Below are 17,687 nucleotides of genomic sequence, written 5' to 3'. Positions count from 1 at the left end.
TCTTCCATCCAGATTTCCAGACCAGTTAAAAGGAAAAAACATGTCGGAACCCTTTCTCGGACAGATCTACCTCGTTGGTTACAATTTTGCGCAGCGCGGCTTTTCGTTCTGCGCCGGGCAAATCATCGCGATCAGCCAGAACACGGCGCTGTTCTCGCTTTTGGGCAACACCTTTGGGGGCGACGGGCGTACCACCTTCGGGCTGCCCGACCTGCGCGGGCGCACCGCCATCGGCATAGGGCACGGGCCAGGCCTGCCGGACTATCGCTGGGGCGAGAAAGCCGGGAATTACCAGACCACGCTCAATATCACGAACATGCCGTCGCACAATCACACCGCGACGCTGCATGCTGAAACCGGTCCCGCGACGCAAACAAGCGGTTCAGGGAACCTGCTGGGCGTCTCGCAAATTTACGCACCTCCCGGCGCCGCCCCCAATCAGCCCATGGCCTCCGAAGCAGTCACTGTAGCAAACGCTGGCGGAAACCAACCTTTCAACCACATGCCTCCCTTTCTCGCTCTGAACTACGAAATCGCGATGATGGGCATCTTCCCCTCGCGCAGCTAAGCCCGTCAACCGGGCACCTTTCGCCCAAAGGCAAAGGTCTGCCCCCGGAAAGGAGTGCCCCTATGAGCACCAAGACTTCCCTCAGCAGACGCGGCTTCGTGGCGCTCAACGCCGCGGGCGCCGCGATGGTGGCGCTGCCCTCCGCGGCGACCGCGTCAACATCCATGGCCGAAACAGTGACTTCCGCGACCCAGGTGGGTCCGTTCAACTGGCTCACCTCCGGCGCGGCAGAGCTTGAGGTCCATATCGGCCGCCGCTTCCGCTTTCAGGACGAAAACGGCCACAGCACCGCGATGCGCCTGATCGCGGTCGAACCGGTCAACAGCGGCCCCAACAGGCCCACCGACCTGCCCCGCGCAGAAGGCGTCATCGCGGTCTTTGACGGCCAAGATGCTGCCTCGCTGGCCGAGGCGGGCGATAGGATGTACCGCGTCGGCGCGCTTGGTCTGAGAACGGCCTCTGTGATGGCCGGGCCGACCCCGCGTCGTGACGGCTCGAACATGATCGAGATCGTGCTGAACTGATCCACCCGGACAAGGATAGCCCCGTGTGAAGGCACGGGGCGTTTTCATGGCTGCCCCCGAAGGAGGCCCGCAATGCTTGATCGTCGCGGACAGGTCTCATTTCGCGTCATCCACGATGCCGACCGGCCTTTTCTGGAACATGTCTATGCCAGTGCCCGCGAATGGGAATTCCAGCTGACAAGCTGGGAACCCGACGCCAAGGCCGATTTTCTGCGCCGTCAGTTCGAGGCGCAGGACCTGCATTACCAACGCGTCTTTCCCAATGTGATCCGGCGCATCATCGCGCTGGACGGAGTCGATATCGGGCGGCTTTACGTTGACCGGCAGGACGATTGCCTGCGAATCGTCGAATTCACGCTTTTGCCCGCCTACAAGGGTCGCGGCATCGGCACGGACATCCTGCGCAGCCTGCTGAACGAGGCACATGGCGGCAAGGTGCCGGTCCGGCTGATGGTCGAAAAGAACAGCCCCGCGCTTCGGCTTTATTTGCGGCATGACTTCGTGCAGACCGGCGAACAGGGTCATCACCTGATGATGGAATGGCGCCCCAATACCGGCCCGCGTGAGATCTGATGCGCTTCAGTTAAAGACAACCTCGTAAAGCATGCAGGTCTGATCCTGCCGAAAGGGCGACAAAAGCACGGTCATGTCGCCAAGGCGCGCATGTTCCAGGGTTACCGTCTCGCTTTCCAGCACCGGCTCGCGCGGTCCTTCAAAGGTCAGCGCAAAGGCCTTGCGCGGCGGATAGTGGACCCCGCCGATGGTCAGATCGTTGTCGCGGACAGTCGAACCTTCGAAGATCTTGATATTGTCAAGCGTGAGCGGCACCGGCCCGGCGGCGCTCTGCGCGGTAAAGGTCTCGCCCATGTAGGGCGCAAAGCTTTCGGACGTGGCGGTGATCAGATCAATGCTCATGGCTTCCTGTCTCATTTTGCGGTCTCTGTCTGCGTAGCACCGGCAGATCGTCGAGAGAACAGGATATTGGCTCCATGAAGTGCCCAAACACCCGTAGAGGTTGATAAATTCCTTCGACCATAGCGCGATTATGGTGTATGGTCGCGGCAACCTAAAGGAGTATCCAACATGGCTAGTTATACAGGCGACGTTTATTATTATTTTCCTGTTACGCCCTCCGACCCGCCAGTCCAAAACGGCAACGGCACCATCACCGACGACAACGCCAATACGACGTTCGAAGTTGGCGAATCCGCGTTCGGCAATACGGGAAACGGCGGCTTCGGCGACGGTGAAGCCACGTTTATCGGGTCCTACGAGGGCACATACCCCGATGGCGGTACATTCGACTTTCTAGTCTTCACCGAGAACAACAACAGCACCTCACTTTCGGACGGTGTTGTTTATCTGGTCGCGCCGACCGGCACACCAGAAAGTGCAATTCCGACCGACTACAATGAATTGAACGGGGCGCTTGAAACCCAAGCTGTTACCGAATGCTTCCTGACCGGCACCCGCATCGCCACGCCCGAAGGCGAGACGGCGGTCGAGAATTTGACCATCGGCGATATTGTCCTGACCGCAGAGGGCAAGACCGTACCGGTGCGCTGGATCGGCTGGCAGAAAGTGGTCTGCGCCTTTCAACCGCCCGAGCGTCTGATGCCCGTGCGCGTTTCTGCCGGGGCGTTGGGCAACGGCCTGCCCCATCGCGACCTGACGCTGACGACCGATCACGCGCTGTTCATCGACGGCATGCTGGTCAATGCCGGTACGCTGGTCAACGGCTCCACCATCACGCTGGTCCCCTTGTCAGAGTTCGATGGAAGCTACACCGTTTATCACGTGGAAACAGAGAACCACGACCTGATCTTGGCGGAAGGCACCGCCGCCGAGACCTATATCGACTATCTCGGGCGCAGCAACTTTCACAACTACGCGGAATATCTGGAACTTTACGGCGAAGAGGTCACGATCAGCGAGATGACCCTTCCGCGTGTTTCCGCAAGCCGGCTTGTCCCGGATGCCCTGCGGCGCAAGCTCTCCGCAAACAACGCGGCCTAGGAACAGCCCGCGCGTCCGCGTTAACGCTATGACCGGACGCGCGCAATCGGTCGTGCGGGTCACCAGCGGCAACGCGTGATGGCCATGCCAATGAGCGTGCAAATTCCCGCCAGGGGACGCCAAAGCCGCTCATCTTGCGCGAACGAGACCACTGGGCTGATGGCACTCCGGAAACACATTTGTGTTTGGGAACGGAAGTGTTTATCGACGCGGTTAAATCGATACAGGTAACAATAGCTGCTTGTTGTGCCGAATCTTAAGCGGATGGGAAGCCCATGAAAGACTACATCGTAAAAGACATTTCGCTGGCCGAGTTTGGGCGCAAAGAACTGGACATCGCCGAGACGGAGATGCCGGGCCTGATGGCGCTGCGCGAAGAGTACGGCGCGGAAAAGCCCCTTAAAGGCGCACGTATCGTCGGGTCGCTGCACATGACGATCCAGACCGCCGTTCTGATCGAGACACTGACCGCGCTTGGCGCGGATGTCCGCTGGGCCTCGTGCAACATTTTCTCCACGCAGGACCACGCGGCAGCGTCGATCGCCAAGGCCGGCGTGCCGGTTTTCGCCATCAAGGGCCAGACACTGGAAGAGCATTGGGATTATCTCGACAAATCCTTCATGTTCGAAGATGGCCCGAACATGATCCTGGACGATGGGGGCGATGCAACGCTTTACGTGCTTCTGGGCGCGCGCGCCGAAGCCGGTGAAGACGTCATCCCGGCCCCACAATCCGAAGAAGAAGAGGTGATCAAGAAGCAGATCGCCAAACGCATGGCCGAAAGCCCCGGCTGGTTCACCAAGGTCCGCGATCAGATCAAGGGCGTCTCCGAGGAGACGACCACCGGTGTAAACCGGCTCTACCAGCTGATGCGGGACGGCCACCTGCCGTTCCCCGCGATCAACGTGAATGACAGCGTCACCAAGTCGAAGTTCGACAACAAGTACGGCTGCAAGGAAAGCCTTGTCGACGGTATCCGCCGCGCCACCGACACGATGATGGCCGGCAAGGTCGCCGTGGTCATGGGCTATGGCGACGTCGGCAAAGGCTCGGCCGCCTCGCTCAAGGGTGCAGGCGCCCGGGTGTTGGTCACGGAAGTCGATCCGATCTGCGCGCTTCAAGCGGCCATGGATGGCTTCGAGGTGACGACCCTGGAAGACGTGGTGAATACCGCCGACATCTTCGTCACCACGACCGGCAACAAGGACGTGATCCGCATCGAGCACATGCGCGAGATGAAGGACATGGCGATCGTCGGCAATATCGGTCACTTCGACAACGAGATCCAGGTCGCCAGCCTGAAGAACCACAAGTGGACCAACATCAAGGAACAGGTCGACATGATCGAGATGCCCTCGGGCAACCGCATCATCCTGCTCAGCGAAGGGCGTCTGCTGAACCTCGGCAATGCCACCGGCCACCCGTCCTTCGTGATGTCAGCCAGCTTTACCAACCAGGTTCTGGCGCAGATCGAGCTGTGGAAGAACGGCGGCGAATACCAGAACAAGGTCTATATCCTGCCCAAGCACCTGGACGAAAAGGTCGCGCGCCTGCACCTGGACCGCATCGGCGTGAAGCTGACACAGCTTTCGCCTGAACAGGCCTCTTACATCGGCGTCACGCCGGAAGGGCCGTTCAAGCCCGAGCATTACCGTTACTGATCACGAGCAGCTTGGTCCGGCCGTCCAGGCCGGGCCAAACGCCATGGCGACTTCTGCTTGACACGCCATCTTGACCGCGACGTAAGGCCCACCCACCTCCAGACATCGCATCTCCCGGCACGCCTTTGCCGATGGCTGGATCAATCGCATGGATGCTCTCTATGCAAAACAGGGCCTTTGCCGTTAGACTCGAAAAAACAGATCAGCACGTCGTTTTTTGCCAACCGGCACGCAGGTCGAAAGTCGCCCACAACAGAAACTGCGTCCGTACGAGGAGACCCAGTTGAGGCTGAAATCATTCATTGCCCGGCTGCGTGATCGTTTCCTTGTCACGGAAAGCCAGCCTGCACCTAATCCATCAAACACCGGATCGCTGAACAAACGCATCGTATCGCTGGGTGACACCTACCTGTCAGTGCTTGGCGCATCCGTGCCGAATCCCTCGCATCTGCCCGAACCGCTGAACTCGCTTTCACAAGCCGCCAGAACCACGCCGCAGCCCAAGGATTATGCAGAGGAATACGCGCTTTTGCGAACCGAGTTTGATCCGGCTTACTACTTTGCCGAAAATCCAGATATAGCCAACACGGCGCTGAACCCGATCGCGCACTACATGAGAGAGGCCCGATCCAAGACCCAGCAACGCAACCCGGCGCCCTGGTTTTCCGACGACCACTACATCGCACGCTGTCCCGAAGCCGCAACGAGCGAATTGACACCCTTCGGTCACTATCTGTCCCACAACACCGGCGAGGGTCATACCGCAGCGCCCTTCCACGACTTTGCAGCCCTGGCTGAAATTCTGGAGATATCCCCGAACGACGCCCTCGCACATCTTCGCCAGCGAAGCGATGATCTGCGCGCCAGTCTGGAAACAGGAGAACTGGGCGAGATGGTGGAAAAGGCGGCAAGCCACGATCCGCTGATTGCAAAAAGCTGGTCGGCCGCCATGTCGCCCAGGATCCTGCCCTTCTCCAGCGACCGTGTCGTGTCGCGCATTGTCTCGCTTTTTCGGCTGCAAAAGGCAGCGGCGTTTCGACGTGCCCGCGTTGTTCTGATCGAAAACGGACTGGCCAGTAACCTGGATGGAGCGCCGACAACAGCCTTCGTCAAGGTGCTTTGCGATGTCGTACCCGCAGATGAAATCATCGTTTTGCAAACCGGCACCGCATATCCACTTCTGGAAGCGTCACGGTATCCGGCCGGCGTTCGCGTCATCTCGCTCTGTGATTTTTGCGCGAAACTCGACGACTTGAGCATGGCGCGTGTGCTGACAGAGTTTTTGCGGACGCTGCGCTGCACGGCATGCATTTTCACGGACACACCCATCGCATGGAACACTGTGTTGTATTTTGGGCGGCAGCTATCCAAAAGCATGGCGCTCCATGCTTGGACCGGCCCCTCAGCCGGGGGCGCACATGCTGACTCGGCTGCATACATGACGTATCGTTGCTTCAACCAACTCAGCGGTATCTGGTCCGAGTCCTCGGACTTCCTTGCGGAACTACGGAAAAGATACGCCGTCACCGACCCGGCAGAGGCAGCGCGCTTCCTTCATCTTCCGATGGTCAGCCAAGCACCAGAGGCGCGTGAAGAGACGGCTCTAGAGGGGGCGGGCGTCACCGTCTTGGGGGCTGCCACCTCCGAGAATGATCCGGCGACCGACCGATTTTGTGCTGTCGCAGCCACGATGCCGGAAACGCGCTTTCGTCTCTTGCTGACACGACCGACAGGAAAGATCCGGCGGCGCCAGTACATCCCCGCAAATGTCGAGATACACGCAGCGGGAATCCCGTCCGAGAACTGCTCTATTCAACATGCAATCGCATGGCTGGACACGGGACGCGCCGGCACCACGTCTTACAGTCTTCGGCATGCCGCACGTAACGGGATCCCCATCGTTGCAACCCGAAGAAACTGCACCGATGCCGGGCTTGATCCCGCGCACTGCTGGGTTCCCGCCGAGACCGAAACCCTCGCGGCCCAAGCGGATGCCCTCCGGCAGGTTATCGCGGATAGGTCCGGTGCCAAACTCAGGGCGGAACATTGCGCAAAGAACCTCGCGCCTGACCAAGAGCAGGCGGCTTTGAGAGCAATCTTGCAGGGTCTCTTTCCCGCTCAGCCGCGCAATACTCCGTCGCAGGATGCTGGCAAATGATAGACCTTACTCTTGCCCTCACGGTACACTCGGAAACGCATGTCGCGGGCCCCACTCTCTTGAGCATCAAGGACGCCCTGCACAGCCTCACGCAAGCAGGATTCACCTCTGAAACCCTGGTCGGGTTTGATTCCGCCCCTGACAACGTAAGCCGGTTCATCCGGCAAGGAATGCAGGATCATCCTCAGGACGTCCGGTTTTTCGACTACTGCAATCTTGATCAGGGGGCCACGCGCAATGCTTTGGCGCAAGCCGCACGCGGGCATTGTCTTGCTTTCGTAGATGCTGACGATCTGGTTAGCGAGAACTGGCTGCGAAACGCTGTCGCGCTTGTCTATCAGCTCGAACGTGACGGCCAGAGCCCGATCATCCATCCCGAACTGAATTGGCAGTTCGATGGGATCAACCACGTCTATTCAAACCCTGCTCAGTCCGATCCGTTCTTTTCCGGTCATGTGATGGCAATCGCAAATTACTACGACGCCATGTGCGTTGGGCCGACCAGGCTTTGGCAGGAGCTTCCCTTTGCCGAGCGAGATTTGGAAAACGGCTTCGCACTCGAAGACTATCAATGGTTCGTCGAAGCCACTGATCGCGGCTGGCATCACGCCGTTGCCCCAGGCACGATCGTGTTCAAGCGTCGGCGTGACACCTCACAACATCGTAACAGCAGTGCCGCCAAGGCGCTCATACGGGCTATACCAGCGCTTGCGATTGATCGTATTCGCCACCTCGGGCGTAAAAAGACCTGAGCGCTCGGCTTACTTGATCGATGGCAAAAGCGTTTTGAGCGACGGCAAATGCCCAAGTGAGCGCCCGTTTTTTCCAATTAATTGCATTGGATTTTCCGCCTTAAGGGCTGCAAGCGGAAGCTGCACGGTGTTCTTGCCCTCGTAATACTTGAAATTCGGCGCGTCCGCTTGATCAAGAGGGTGTACCTGCCCGGTTTCATTATCCAAGACATGTTCGATCAGGAATTTGTCTATGTCCTCTGGAACGATGGTCAGAAGGACATTCTTCTTGTCCGAGGCGTCAATCCGCGGGTTCGCTATCAAGAAACCGCTTGTTTCGTTGAAGAAACCCCAGACAGGTGATCGTTTTGACTTCGCCCCTTTGAACGTCTCGGCTGACAATTTTGCCAAATTGTTTGCAGGCACGGGTGTCGCAAAACGGAACATGCGCAGCGGATCATTACGCCATTGCTTTCCGCTTCTGGCAACGCCCACTTGCCCATCCGCGTGTATCTTGAGGAACACATCCACATCCGGGTTGTCAGTGTAGGTGGCCCAGCCTTCTATCAGACCACCTCGAAGGAACCTTACAATATTGATCTTATCGGCAAGATGGAAGTCCTGCAGCGATCCTGTGCTGCCGCTGAACATTAGTCGCCCGTCACGTTCGATCTCGCAACCAACCGATTTCGATGGATCAAACCCGTCGGGTGCATTCACAAGAAAATATTGCCACCGAGAGCTGCCATCATAGACGTAGCTGGCCTGTATCACAGTTCGCCCGTTCATGATGATCGTCAAGGATTGCTCGGTGTTACGGTACGCTCCCCGCTGCTTTTCCGGGATGTCCCCGCCCGCGCGAACGCCAATTATCAATGTCTCCGAGTCTACCGCAAGGACCATCGCCGAACCGGTCGAACGTTCTTTCACCAGAAAGCTCGGGAATCTCCATACGGGAAGCCAACGGGCCTCGGCCACATGCGTGTCGATATCAGGGTCACGAAAGCCGGTGTATGACACAGGCCTGCAGGGTTCAGCATGGACCACCTGGTGCAAGATATTCTGATATAGCTGCGGCAAGCTTGCCGTCTCGGGGTCAGACTTTGGTGGTTCTGCTCGCGCGTGCGTCGAACGGGGTGTTTTTTTCGCAAAGCGGATCACAATATTACCCCCGACAAGTTCAAGCCACTGCGCTGCGGACCTTTCAGGTTCAGTTGATGCGCCCCGGCAGTCCACGTGTGCGACGACGGGTCAGCGCGACGGACTTGGGCAAAATTGAACGGGTCGCTCGACAGGATACGATATCCTCGTTCCTCGGCTTCCGTCAGATAAAGCGTATCGGCATACCCGCGCACGTCCTCCGGAAACATGTTTGTCCCCGTCCGGGCCAGTATCGTGCCGCCGCCAATAAAAGGCTCCAGCGTGTCTCGCGTCCAGAGACGGCGGATGTGCAAACGGTCAAATTCTTCAAGATACGTGAATATGGCGGCCTTTCCGGTGATGTCGAAATCGACATACTTTCGCTGAAGCAGCATGTCGGAAAGGTAGTCCGGGCCATAAATGTCATCGTCATCAAACTTGGCCCAGTAATCGGATGCGGATTGTTCGATCCCGTAGTTGATACAATACCCGATGCTTTTGTATCCTGGCATACTATAGAGGGACGCAAAGGGATGCGCGTCCACCAGCCGACGGATGTCAGCCGGCACCTCAGCTCCATTGATCACGATCGAAAGGCTGAGGTTGTCGTGCTTCTGGCGTTCCACGTTCTTCAAGATAAAGGGGATCAGGTCAGGACGAATTGTTGGGACCACGACATTGACATGCGGGTTTTCCGGTTGAGAAAAGCGCGCCTGGATACCGACGATCGACAAGGTCAGCTTTAGCACCTCAAAGTAACTGTGATGCGTCAGCGTCTGTCTCCAGGCAAGATGCTGGACGGCTTCGCGGCCAATGTGGTCATTCAGAACCCAGTCGCGAAACGCCTCCAAAGACTCCGTGTCACCGGTATAACTGATATAGTCCTGCTTGAACGACGGATCGTCTGTCACGACACAGGTTTTGCAGGCACCCGCCGATAGATACAAACGCTGGGCATGGCGTTTGCGCCCAGACACAAGCGCCTCCGGCAAGAAATAGCCGCTCGCCAATTGCAACGGCTTGCTCAAGGCCGAGTCGCGCATACTGCCCAAGAACCTGCGACGCATCGCAGCGTGGATCTTGTGATCCCCGTTTCTCAAGTCGTTCGAACTATCCGTTAGCCACCAGTTATACTCAAAGAACGGCTTGAATGCTTCATAGGCGCGTTCCGGGCCGTACTTGATCCCAATTTCGTGTGCGCCGTCGATAAGAAAACCGATAAACCGCGCTCGGCTCCTGCGCATATGAGCCTTCGGCAACAACGGGTTGAAGGATTTCACATCGACTCCGACAGGCAATGTCGAAACCCGCTCCGACTTGCCGTGCTCGGCGCCCTCGGGCAGCATCAGATGGTCGACCTTGTCGAACAAGTGGGCGAACATGCCGATCGCTTCACTCTCTTCCTCGACCCAGAGAACACTGGGAACCCTATGCGCCTTTGCCCGCCGCAGAAGTCGGCTCAACAAGAACCCTTCGTCCTCGATATTCAGAAAACAGCGCCGCCACGGCTCATCAAAAGGCAGAACCTGGGCGACGATGAGCAGGAAATCCATCGCCTGCCAGTCGATGAATTCATCCTTTTGATCAGGGGATATGGGGCTGACATCGGCGTACTTGCCCAAGGTTGCGGCCACGGTCTTTCCTGAAATCAGACCGATTCGGTTCAAAAGTCTTTGTGAGGAAGGCTCGTCCGCAGCGGGGCTGCGCATATCTTGGGTCAGCGAGCGGGATGGGAGGTGAGCGTCAACCTTATCCAGAAACTGGCTCTTGATCGAAGGCTTGGCTTCGTTTCGAGTTGAGTCGTCAGGATCCATGATACGTCCTTCAAGATAAATTCTCTGGTCAAGGCGTCACAAAAACAGCAGCACGAGATACAAACGCCTTGTCAACATGGAAGGATCACTGCTTTGCCGAGTCATACTTGCCATACCCAAACGGCTCAAGCAGATAGTGGACGACAAGGCACGGCAAGCCTTCTGCGCTTGCAAAATAGGCATTGACTGCTTGATTTCATGCCTGCTCGCGGTGACAGGGTGGCCTTGCTACAGCCTCGAAGTTATGGTCGCTCCAGGCCATTGGAGAAGCTCATGCGTGACACCACCGTTCAGCAAGGTCCGGCATATGAGACAACTGCCCGCATAGAGCTGAGAGACCGGGCAGACACGCTCTCGGATCGGTTCGCGGCCCAGTCCGCCGAGGACGTGCTCGCCGCGGTAATTGGCACTCATTTCCAAGGGCGCGCAGGCCTCGTGTCGTCCTTCGGCACCGAAGCGGCCGTGCTCTTGCACATGGTATCGCGCATTGACCCTTACGTGCCGGTGATCTTTCTCGACACATGGAAGCATTTTCCCGAAACACTGGAATACCGCGACCGGTTGGTCAACGATCTGGGCCTGTGCAACATCCAGACAGTGACCCCGCAGCCCTCTGGCGTGCAGGCAGATGACCCATCCGGCGATCTTCATGCGCGGAACCCCGACTTGTGCTGCCATGTTCGCAAGACCTTGCCGATGTTGGCCGCGCTGCGGCCCCTGTCCTGTTGGATCACTGGACGCAAGCGCGGACAGGCCCTCACGCGCTCGGACATGCAGTTGTTCGAGGTCCAGGACCGCTGGATCAAGGTAAACCCGTTGCTCGACTGGTCCACCGCCGACGTCGAGGCCTATTACGATGCACATGACCTGCCGCCTCACCCGCTCAAGGCGCAAGGCTATCTTTCCGTCGGTTGCGCACCATGCACCCGCGCGGTTCAACCCGGAGAGGACGCGAGGGCCGGACGCTGGGCCGACAGCGAGAAGACCGAATGCGGCATTCATTTCGAGAACGGAAAGATGGTGCCCAAGTCGTCGTCGCAACGCTAAGCGCGGGCCGGGTTGCCGACCTGTTGCACATTCAGTCCTGCGCACTCCGCACGGCCAGATAGTTCGACGTCATGAAGCTTTCGAGGTGCTCCCGATAAGCTGGCAGAGGGATCAGGCCAAGCGGGGAAATGCGTTTCAACTCGAAACCGAACTTCTCGAAGAACAGGAAAAAGTCTTTCAGATATGTGCGGGTGTCGATGTTGCACCCGCCGAACTCGAATTGCACGGCGTTGCAACTGGGCAGGGTGTTCGTGGCCCCGTGCAAACAATCAAGCTCGTGCCCCTCGACATCCAGCTTGATCAGATCAATCCCAGCGTCCCCGAAATGCGCGCCGGCGATGTCATCGATCGTGCGGATCACGACCTCTTCGACCGGGTCAAAGCGGCGCCGTAGGTGACGCAGATCGCGCTGTGTCAGGCTGGCAAGCTCGGACCCGGGTTCATCCGCGTAGAGCATGCCCGTCCCAGGTGCGTGACCAGCGGCGCTGACCTCCACCGCAATCCGCGGATCGCTGGCAAAGCGGGCGCGCAAAGCATCTGTCTGTTTTCGACTGGGTTCGACCAGGACGATCTGAGCATTGGGATAAAGAGCACGGCAATGGGCGGTAAAATCACCCTTCGCCCCACCGATATCGAGAATGCGACGCGGCGCTTGCCCGAACACGTCCATATACTGGCGCGCCTCGAGTTCCGTGGTGAATGCGCCGCCACGCTTGCCCAACTGTTCCTGGGCTTCAGCCTCCAGCGCGATCCAGTCCCTGATGCTGCGCTGGTTCTTTTCCATCTTATTCGAAGGCGTAGAACTGGCTGACATTGATCGCGTGCCGCCCCTGTGCCTGCAGGCGGATAAAGCGCGTCTCCTGGTTGATGCCGATGTGCTTGATCAGGGCCGTCGACGAACGCTTTTCCTCATCCTCCAGCGTGGCGATGGTTGTCCATGTTTCGCCATCGTCACTGATCTTCACGTCCGTGGGATGCGGCGCCATGAGCCTGCGACGGCGGTCCAGCCAGTAAGCGTGCGACACGAATTTGCGCTCCCCGAGGTCAACCTGCCAGTGAGCTTCGTTCTGAAGCTTCGTCCGGCTTCCCGAAGCTTGGCGAAACTTGCCATTTATGGCGTTGTGCGCGCCGAAATTCTCTTCCGTCGCGTGCGTGGAACTTTGCGTAGCCGTCCCGCTCTGCGCGAGGCTTTGTTCAGCTTCGTCCTCGAACAACAGGCGGTCACGCGAAAAAAGTGCGTTCCCCCAATCCATGATGTTGATGTTAACGTGGCGCGGGGAGAACTCAAGGCTCTTCATAAACGCCGTTATTTCGTCAAGCGTACACCCGCCTGCATAAATCGGAGCCAGTGAAACCTCGACATATATAAAATCGATATTGTTGCGTATCGTCTGTTCTGCGCCCCGCAAAACCTTCAGGTCCGCGCCTTGCGTATCGATAACCAGCACATTGAAATCTGCCCCGGATATTCCCCTGTCTTCCATCAGATCATCGAGCGTGACTGTCGTCATCTCGATATGATCGACGTACGAGATACTGGGGTATAGCTCCGCAACTTTCCCCAGTTCGAGCATACTGGACGAGTCGCCTCCACCACTTGCGACGTTGAAGGTCACTTGCTCTCCCGTCACGTCGCTGCAAAGTGCCTCGATGACCTCGTATTTTACGCCGTGGTCGGACACCTTTTTTCGTAATTCGTCCAGAAGATGTGGGATCGGCTCGATCAGAATGGCGTTCTCGACTTCGCGGGAATACTCTTCGATTTCCTGCCCTCGGTTTGCACCAATGTGAATTATACCTTTGATTGGGATACCGAAATTATTGATCTGCACTGTAGACAATTCATTTACCTCACATAAATTCTTAGATTGAATTTTAGGACGGTCGGACTTTACGCTATGCTCTTCAGAAGCTCTGAAGCCTTTTCTCCCTGGCTTATTTGAAGGCAAACCTTTGCCAATCGAGAGCCTTTCTCGGATCCAGCCTCCAGCGCCTTGACATACGCCGAATTCCCATCGCCCGCGTTTGATTTACCCAGGCGTCGAAGAATAAGAACAAGCCGCGATTTTATGGCATGGGGATCACGAAGTCGCGGGCCTAGAATGTCGTCTGCGCTTTCTACATCGCCCGCCGCGAAATAGCTGCAAGCCAGGGTCAGGGCCAAATGGTCATTTGCAGGATCAAGTGTAAATCCTTTTTTCAGCAAACGCCAAAACGGCTCCTCGGACGCAAGCTTTTCCTTCGCGAAAAGGAACGCACTTCGACAAGCAAATGCACGCTGTTCCTTGGAAATTCGTTCATCCTCCGACCCGGAGAACACATGGCGGTCAATCAGATTGACCGCTTCTTCTGGTGGAAAGAATGAACGCGGGTTATCGATTTTGCATTGACCCAGCCAGGAGCTCAAGATTGCAAAGCCACTGGTTCCGGCCAAGATGCGATTGCATCTCGACATGAGAAAGATATCGAACATCGCCTTTTCGGCAGGCGAATACTCTTCATTGGACGGAACAAACTCGCTGGCCAACCGGGCTCCGTGATGCTCCGCCAAGTATTCCATCAAGGCTTCATCTTGACCGAACAAAAGTGGCGTTTTGCCTTCCCCACAAAGGCGGTCACATATCTCGATAGCAAGAGGATATGGTGTGACCTTGCCATGGAATTGGTCTGTCATTCGATAGATGTTGTATACGACATCCCCCGCACGAAGATGTAATGCCGTCATATCGGGCGGAAGATCAGCCGAATACGCAGCTTCACGCGCAGCCTCTATCTTGTCCGAGAAGGATATTTTCGCGAACGCCTCTTCCAGAATTGGCGCGACACTTGTCCCGGCGAAGATGGGTCTTGCCTGTGTTTGAAGGTGGGTCTGCGTTACAATTATGTTGAAGGGCTCCGAGCGCGCCGCGTCTTGCTCGTCCGAAAACTCTTCCAGCAGTAGCGTCGATCTGCCTTCAAGTGCATCCCGTTCTTCTAGGTAAAGGTCGCAGAATTCTTCCGAGAAGAATTCGCGAGCAGGTAATATCGAGTGATCTCCGGCAATGGAGTCACGAAGTATTTCCCAGCTCAGGCGAAATGGCATACCGAGCCGGTCTGCAAGAGCAATACCGTTCAGAATTGCTCTTAAACGCTCTCCAAGACCATCTGTATTCTGCGCCCAAACAATTCCATCGAGACCGTCGGAACCACTCATGGTTTCACGTACCAATCATCAAAACGAGTAACGGACTCCCAATTCTTCCGTACGAATCCGTGAGAGGTCAAAAGGTCGTACAGCTTTTCGCGCAGCGGAGTATAATTATGCTCCACACAAAGAGATCTTACGTCCCAGCGGTCAAAGTCAAATTTAGAAAGAATTTCAAACTCGGACCCTTCCGTGTCGATCGACATGAAATCAATGGTCGAAGGAGCCGCGTTCTCAACAAGCAGGTCGTTCAAACTGATTGTTTCAACAAGAACTTCCTTGTCCGCTGGTACGTCCCGTGAGCCAGAAGCTTCATGCGAGTCTTCTGGAGCAATATCTTTCATTCTGGACAGCTCACCATAGCTCGCGGGCAAGAAGGCAACTTGCTTGCCGCTCTCGGAGAACACACATTTTTCAGAAATGATGCAGTTCCGGTTCTCTCGAACCTGCGGAATGAACTCAGGGTTCGGTTCAGCCACGATACCGCTCCAGGAAAACGCGGTTTCGAGAAGGTATGTATTGCTAAGTTTCTTACCGTTGGCGGCACCAAATTCAACGAAAAATCCCGGTGATTCAAGCCCGTGTTCCCATAGAGCCCACACATCCTGGAACAGCTGCCCTTCTGCGCGATCAGCATGCTCAATGGCAAACGACAGGAATTGCGCAACATCGTCCTTGTCTCTCGTGTCGATAGATTTTGGCCGCATTGCAAGCATGGTTCTTTGGTATCTCAAAAGATCCATCACGAAATTCTGGAACCCTTCATTTCTTTTGAAGTGTCTTTCCGAATTGAATATGAGTCTTTTGTTCTTTTGCTGCGTATTTGCCATTTTCACACTTTCTTTAATTCTTCAAACTCGGCGATCGTGCGCTGCAACCCCTCATCAAGCCCGATCTTCGGGGCCCATCCCATGTCCAGAAGCCGCGTGCTGTCCATCAGTTTGCGCGGCGTGCCATCGGGTTTGGTCCTGTCATGCACGATCTCGCCTTCATAACCGGCAGCATTTACGATCCTGCGCACCAATTCGCCGATTGAGATTTCCTGCCCGGACCCGACATTGACGTGATCGTAATCCGAATAGTGCTCCATCAGAAAGATCAGCGCATCAGCAAGATCATCGGCATGCAGGAATTCGCGGAGCGGTGTACCACTGCCCCAAACCTCGATTTCCGGCGCGCCTTTGTCCCGTGCCTCGACAACCTTGCGTACCAGTGCCGGCAAGACATGGCTGGTCTCAAGATCGTAATTGTCGCCGGTGCCATAAAGATTGGTCGGCATGGCCGAGATGAAATCGCGCCCGTGCTGCTGCCGATAGGCCTGCACCAGCTTGATCCCCGCAATCTTGGCGATGGCGTACCACTCGTTCGTCGGCTCCAGCGGGCCGGTCAGCAGCGCATCCTCGCGCATCGGCTGTTCGGCCATCTTGGGATAGATGCAACTGGATCCGAGAAACATCAGCTTGGCCACGTCCGTGTCGTGCGCGGCCTGAATGATATTCGTCTCGATCATCAGGTTCTGATAGATAAAGTCGGCAGGATAGCTCGCGTTGGCGAGGATACCGCCCACTTTTGCAGCGGCGAGGAACACGGCGTCAGGCTTGTACTCGGAAAACCACGCCTCAACCTCGGCCTGCCGTGTCAGGTCCATTTCCGACCGGGTCGCCGTCAGCACGGTACAATCTTCTTGTTGTAACCGTCGGCAGATTGCACTTCCGACCATGCCGCGATGACCGGCCACGTATATCCGTTTTCCGGCAAGCTTGAAGAGCGGTTCACCCATGGCGACGTGCGTCTTCCAGGTCGGCCTCTGCCATCTCGCGTACCAGTTCCTCGAACGGCGTCTCGGGCACCCAGCCCAGTTTCTCACGCGCCTTGGTCGCATCACCCAGCAGGGTCTCGACCTCGGCTGGGCGGAAATATTGCGGATCGACCCGCACGATGACCCGACCGGTCTCGTCGCGGGCCACCTCGTTCACGCCCTCGCCTTCAAAGGTCAACTTGAGGCCCAGCACCTCCGCGGCGCGAGTGACGAACTCGCGCACGGAATATTGCTGACCCGTCGCGATAACGAAATCCTCTGGCGTGTCCTGCTGAAGCATCAGCCACATCATCTTGACATAGTCGCGGGCGTGGCCCCAATCCCGCAAGGCATCCATGTTTCCCAGCACCAGATCGTCCTGCATCCCCAGCTTGATGCGCGCCAGGGCACGCGTGATCTTGCGCGTGACAAAGGTTTCACCACGGATCGGGCTCTCATGATTGAACAGGATACCGTTGCAGGCGTACATCTCGTAGGCCTCGCGATAGTTCACGGTAATCCAGTAGGCATATAGCTTGGCCACGGCATAGGGTGAGCGCGGATAAAAGGGCGTCGTCTCACGCTGGGGCGTTTCCTGAACCAAGCCATAAAGCTCCGACGTGGAAGCTTGGTAAAAACGGGTCGTCTCGCCCATGCCCAGAAACCGGATGGCCTCCAACAGGCGCAGCGCGCCCATGGCATCGGAATTGGCCGTGTATTCAGGTTCTTCGAACGACACCGCCACGTGACTTTGCGCCGCCAGGTTGTACACCTCGTCGGGCTGTGTCTTTTGCAGGATGTGGGTCAGAGACGAACTGTCCGTCATGTCCCCGTGATGAAGCTTGAAACTCCCCGACCTTCCCGGCTCGCCTTCCATGAGATGGTCGATCCGGTCGGTGTTGAACAAAGAGGTGCGGCGCTTGATACCGTGCACCTGATAGCCTTTTTCAAGCAAGAACTCGGAAAGATAGGCACCGTCTTGGCCGGTGACGCCGGTGATGAGCGCTGTTTTCAATATTCCCTACCTCCTAATGAAAGGCTACGGT

At 57.0% G+C, this 17,687-nt stretch carries 17 protein-coding genes; 8 read left to right on the top strand and 9 right to left on the bottom strand.

Annotation, left to right across the window (positions count from 1 at the left end; translation table 11 throughout):
• Window positions 1-40 precede the first annotated feature (40 nt).
• The 3 genes from C2I35_RS10720 (at window position 41) to C2I35_RS10710 (ending at window position 1,665) form a co-directional block, all read left to right on the top strand.
• A complete protein-coding gene (locus C2I35_RS10720) occupies window positions 41-568 on the top strand; it encodes a phage tail protein (RefSeq protein WP_103763052.1) in 528 nt (175 codons plus the stop codon).
• A gap of 62 nt (window positions 569-630) precedes the next feature.
• Complete coding sequence (locus tag C2I35_RS10715) at window positions 631-1,092, top strand: hypothetical protein (RefSeq protein WP_146050011.1); 462 nt, start codon at window positions 631-633, stop codon at window positions 1,090-1,092.
• A gap of 72 nt (window positions 1,093-1,164) precedes the next feature.
• Window positions 1,165-1,665 carry a GNAT family N-acetyltransferase gene (locus C2I35_RS10710; RefSeq protein WP_103763050.1) on the top strand — a complete coding sequence of 167 codons (501 nt, stop codon included), beginning with the start codon at window positions 1,165-1,167 and terminating at the stop codon, window positions 1,663-1,665.
• A 6-nt stretch (window positions 1,666-1,671) separates the two neighbouring features.
• Here the strand turns inward: C2I35_RS10710 and C2I35_RS10705 are convergent, their stop codons facing one another.
• Entirely contained in the window at window positions 1,672-2,007 is a 336-nt protein-coding gene (locus C2I35_RS10705) for a DUF6916 family protein (RefSeq protein WP_103763049.1), read from the bottom strand.
• A 168-nt stretch (window positions 2,008-2,175) separates the two neighbouring features.
• Here C2I35_RS10705 and C2I35_RS10700 point away from each other — a divergent pair, with 168 nt between their 5' ends.
• The 4 genes from C2I35_RS10700 (at window position 2,176) to C2I35_RS10685 (ending at window position 7,679) form a co-directional block, all read left to right on the top strand.
• Window positions 2,176-3,108, top strand: a complete 933-nt coding sequence (locus tag C2I35_RS10700) for a Hint domain-containing protein (RefSeq protein WP_103763048.1) — start codon at window positions 2,176-2,178, stop codon at window positions 3,106-3,108.
• Between the two features lie 275 nt (window positions 3,109-3,383).
• Window positions 3,384-4,769: an adenosylhomocysteinase gene (gene ahcY / locus C2I35_RS10695; protein WP_103763047.1), complete on the top strand. Its 1,386-nt coding sequence runs from the start codon at window positions 3,384-3,386 to the stop codon at window positions 4,767-4,769.
• A gap of 283 nt (window positions 4,770-5,052) precedes the next feature.
• Window positions 5,053-6,927 (top strand): hypothetical protein, encoded by a 1,875-nt coding sequence (locus tag C2I35_RS10690; protein ID WP_146050010.1) that lies wholly within the window; start codon window positions 5,053-5,055, stop codon window positions 6,925-6,927.
• 59 nt (window positions 6,928-6,986) lie between these two features.
• Window positions 6,987-7,679: a glycosyltransferase family A protein gene (locus tag C2I35_RS10685; protein WP_170067179.1), complete on the top strand. Its 693-nt coding sequence runs from the start codon at window positions 6,987-6,989 to the stop codon at window positions 7,677-7,679.
• Between the two features lie 9 nt (window positions 7,680-7,688).
• On the opposite strand, the gene C2I35_RS10680 is transcribed toward C2I35_RS10685, so the two are convergent.
• Complete coding sequence (locus tag C2I35_RS10680; protein ID WP_146050009.1) at window positions 7,689-8,819, bottom strand: hypothetical protein; 1,131 nt, start codon at window positions 8,817-8,819, stop codon at window positions 7,689-7,691.
• Window positions 8,816-10,612, bottom strand: coding sequence for a glycosyltransferase family 2 protein (locus tag C2I35_RS10675; RefSeq protein ID WP_103763043.1), 1,797 nt, complete (start codon window positions 10,610-10,612; stop codon window positions 8,816-8,818). Before C2I35_RS10675 ends, C2I35_RS10680 begins: the two co-directional genes overlap by 4 nt.
• Window positions 10,613-10,885: 273 nt before the next feature.
• On the opposite strand from C2I35_RS10675, the gene C2I35_RS10670 reads away from it, so the two are divergent.
• A complete protein-coding gene (locus C2I35_RS10670; protein WP_103763042.1) occupies window positions 10,886-11,659 on the top strand; it encodes a phosphoadenylyl-sulfate reductase in 774 nt (257 codons plus the stop codon).
• Between the two features lie 31 nt (window positions 11,660-11,690).
• Here C2I35_RS10670 and C2I35_RS10665 read toward each other — a convergent pair whose 3' ends face one another.
• Genes C2I35_RS10665 through gmd form a run of 6 tightly spaced genes read right to left on the bottom strand, consistent with a single transcriptional unit; the run spans window position 11,691 to window position 17,656 of the window.
• On the bottom strand, window positions 11,691-12,443 hold the full coding sequence (locus C2I35_RS10665; protein ID WP_211286133.1) for an FkbM family methyltransferase: 753 nt from the start codon (window positions 12,441-12,443) through the stop codon (window positions 11,691-11,693).
• Window position 12,444: 1 nt separating this feature from the next.
• Window positions 12,445-13,491, bottom strand: coding sequence for an FkbM family methyltransferase (locus C2I35_RS10660; protein WP_146050008.1), 1,047 nt, complete (start codon window positions 13,489-13,491; stop codon window positions 12,445-12,447).
• Between the two features lie 59 nt (window positions 13,492-13,550).
• Window positions 13,551-14,852, bottom strand: coding sequence for an O-fucosyltransferase family protein (locus C2I35_RS21875; protein ID WP_146050007.1), 1,302 nt, complete (start codon window positions 14,850-14,852; stop codon window positions 13,551-13,553).
• Complete coding sequence (locus tag C2I35_RS10650; RefSeq protein WP_103763039.1) at window positions 14,849-15,673, bottom strand: FkbM family methyltransferase; 825 nt, start codon at window positions 15,671-15,673, stop codon at window positions 14,849-14,851. The genes C2I35_RS21875 and C2I35_RS10650 overlap by 4 nt, the downstream gene beginning before the upstream one ends.
• A 2-nt stretch (window positions 15,674-15,675) precedes the next feature.
• Window positions 15,676-16,623 (bottom strand): GDP-L-fucose synthase, encoded by a 948-nt coding sequence (gene fcl / locus C2I35_RS10645; RefSeq protein ID WP_103763038.1) that lies wholly within the window; start codon window positions 16,621-16,623, stop codon window positions 15,676-15,678.
• Window positions 16,616-17,656, bottom strand: coding sequence for a GDP-mannose 4,6-dehydratase (gmd, locus tag C2I35_RS10640; RefSeq protein ID WP_211286132.1), 1,041 nt, complete (start codon window positions 17,654-17,656; stop codon window positions 16,616-16,618). Before gmd ends, fcl begins: the two co-directional genes overlap by 8 nt.
• Between the last annotated feature and the right edge of the window lie 31 nt (window positions 17,657-17,687).

This window comes from Roseovarius confluentis (assembly GCF_002917925.1).
In the GTDB taxonomy this organism is placed as follows: Bacteria; Pseudomonadota; Alphaproteobacteria; order Rhodobacterales; family Rhodobacteraceae; genus Roseovarius; species Roseovarius confluentis.
This window is presented reverse-complemented; position numbering and strand designations above follow the sequence as displayed.